General features: G+C 64.1%; 1 protein-coding gene. It reads left to right on the forward strand.

Annotated elements, in window-relative coordinates; genetic code table 11:
* The coding region (gene gltB / locus EN991_RS29750; RefSeq protein WP_127370087.1) for a glutamate synthase large subunit at positions 1–3,042 on the forward strand (3,042 nt) is incomplete at both ends.

Raw genomic sequence — 3,042 nt, forward strand, 5'->3', positions numbered from 1 at the left:
GACAGCTACGATCCACGCAACGAGCATGACGCCTGCGGCGTCGGTTTCATCGTCAACATGAAGGGCGTGAAGTCGCATCAGATCGTCGAGGACGGGCTTGCTGTGCTCGAAAACCTGACGCATCGCGGCGCCGTCGGCGCCGATCCGCTGGTCGGCGATGGCGCCGGCGTGCTGGTGCAGCTTCCCGACCAGTTCTTCCGTGACGAGATGGCAGCCCAGGGCATCGAGCTGCCGCCGGCGGGCCAGTACGGCGTCGGACACTGGTTCATGCCGCAGGACGCGGCCCTTCGCGCCCATATCGAGGACATCATTGCCGAATCGGCGCAATCCGAGGGACTTCCGCTCATCGGTTTCCGTGACGTGCCCGTCGACAATTCGTCGCTGTCGAAGGCGCCCGACATCGTGGCATCCGAGCCGTTCCATCGGCAGATCTTCATCGGCCGCACGCCAGACATTACCGATGACGAGGAATACGAGGCCAGGCTCTATCTGCTGCGCAAGGTCATCTCGGGCCGCATCTATGCCGAGAACGACAACAAGGACATCGGCGCCTATTGCGTGTCGCTGTCGGCGCGCACCATCGTCTACAAGGGCATGTTCCTGGCTTATCAGGTCGGGGCCTACTACAAGGACCTCAAGGACCCGCGCTTCGAAACCGCGCTGATCCTCGTCCACCAGCGCTTCTCGACCAACACGTTCCCGTCATGGAAGCTGGCGCATCCCTACCGCATGGTCGCCCACAATGGCGAGATCAACACCGTGCGCGGCAACAACAACTGGATGGCTGCGCGCCAGGCGTCGGTCGATTCCGAACTGTTCGGCAACAACATCTCGAAGCTGTGGCCGATCTCCTATGACGGCCAATCCGACACCGCCTGCTTCGACAATGCGCTCGAGTTCCTGTTCCAGGGCGGGTACAGGCTCAGCCATGCCATGATGATGCTGATCCCGGAAGCCTGGGCCGGCAACAAGCTCATGGATGCCGATCGCAAGGCCTTCTACGAATACCATGCGGCACTGATGGAGCCGTGGGACGGACCGGCGGCGGTGGTCTTCACCGATGGCCGCCAGATCGGCGCCACGCTCGACCGCAATGGCTTGCGCCCGGCGCGCTACATCGTCACCGACGATGACCGCGTCATCATGGCCTCGGAAGCCGGCGTGCTGCCGGTGCCGGAGGAGAAGATCGTCAAGAAGTGGCGGCTGCAGCCCGGCCGCATGCTTCTGATCGACCTGGAGAAGGGGCGCATCGTCTCCGACGAGGAGCTCAAGTCGGAGATCGCGACCAAGCATCCCTACAAGACCTGGCTCGCCAACACGCAGCTGATCCTCGAAGATCTGAAGCCGGTCGAACCGCGCGCGTTGCGCAAGGATGTCAGCCTGCTCGATCGCCAGCAGGCATTCGGCTACAGCCAGGAGGACACCAAGCTGTTGATGTCGCCGATGGCGACGACAGGCCAGGAAGCGGTGGGCTCGATGGGCACCGACACGCCGATCTCGGCGATGTCGGACAAGTCGAAGCTGCTCTACACCTATTTCAAGCAGAACTTCGCCCAGGTCACCAACCCGCCGATCGATCCGATCCGCGAGGAGCTGGTGATGAGCCTGGTGTCCTTCATCGGGCCGCGGCCCAACATCTTCGATCTTGTCGGCAATTCGCGCCGCAAGCGGCTCGAAGTTCGCCAGCCGATCCTGACCAATGGCGATCTCGAAAAGATCCGCTCCATCGGCCACACCGAGGACCGTTTCGACACCAAGACGATCGACATCACCTATGGCTCCGCCGAAGGCGCCGCGGGCATGCAGGGCGCCATCGATCGGTTGTGCGAGCGGGCGGAGGCGGCGGTTGCCGGCGGCTACAACATCATCATCCTGTCCGACCGCCAGGTCGGGCCCGACCGCATCGCCATCCCGGCGCTGCTGGCGACGGCGGCGGTCCATCATCACCTGATCCGCAAGGGGCTGCGCACCTCGGTCGGCCTCGTCGTCGAATCCGGCGAGCCGCGCGAAGTGCATCATTTCTGCTGCCTCGCCGGCTATGGCGCCGAGGCGATCAATCCCTACCTCGCCTTCGACACGCTGCTCGACATGCACAAGCGCGGCGAACTGCCGAAGGAAGTGGACGCCTACGAAGTCGTCTCGCGCTACATCAAGTCGATCGGCAAGGGCATCCTCAAGGTGATGTCCAAGATGGGCATCTCGACCTACCAGTCCTATTGCGGCGCGCAGATTTTCGACGCCATCGGCCTGAAGACCGATTTCGTGCAGCAATACTTCACCGGCACCGCGACGCTGATCGAAGGCGTCGGCCTGGACGAGATCGCGGCCGAGACGCTCAGCCGCCACAATGACGGTTTCGGCAACGACCCCGTGCTGCGCAACAGCCTCGAGGTCGGCGGCGAATACATGTTCCGCATGCGCGGCGAGGCGCATATCTGGTCGCCAGATGCTGTCGCCACCTTGCAGCACGCCGTGCGCCAGGGATCGTGGGAAACCTTCAAGGACTATTCCGCCCAGATCGACAGCGAGACGGCCCGCGCCCAGACCATTCGCGGCCTGTTCAAGCTCAAGCTGGCCGGGGAAACCGGCCGCAAGAAGGTGGCGCTCGACGACGTCATGCCGGCGGCCGACATCGTCAAGCGGTTCTCGACCGGGGCGATGTCGTTCGGCTCGATCTCGCGCGAAGCGCACACGACGCTGGCGCGCGCGATGAACCAGATCGGCGGCAAGTCGAACACCGGCGAGGGCGGCGAAGAGGCCGACCGCTATCTGCCGCTGCCGGGCGGCGGCAAGAACCCGGAACGCTCGGCGATCAAGCAGATCGCCTCGGGACGTTTCGGCGTCACGGCCGAATACCTCGTCAACTCCGACATGATGCAGATCAAGGTGGCGCAGGGTGCCAAGCCCGGCGAGGGCGGTCAGCTGCCCGGCCACAAGGTCGACGCCACCATCGCCAAGGTCCGGCATTCGACGCCGGGCGTCGGCCTGATCTCGCCGCCGCCGCATCACGACATCTATTCGATCGAGGATCTGGCACAGCTG

The sequence above is a fragment of the Mesorhizobium sp. M7A.F.Ca.US.005.03.2.1 genome, assembly GCF_003997795.1.
GTDB classification, from domain to species: Bacteria; Pseudomonadota; Alphaproteobacteria; order Rhizobiales; family Rhizobiaceae; genus Mesorhizobium; species Mesorhizobium ciceri.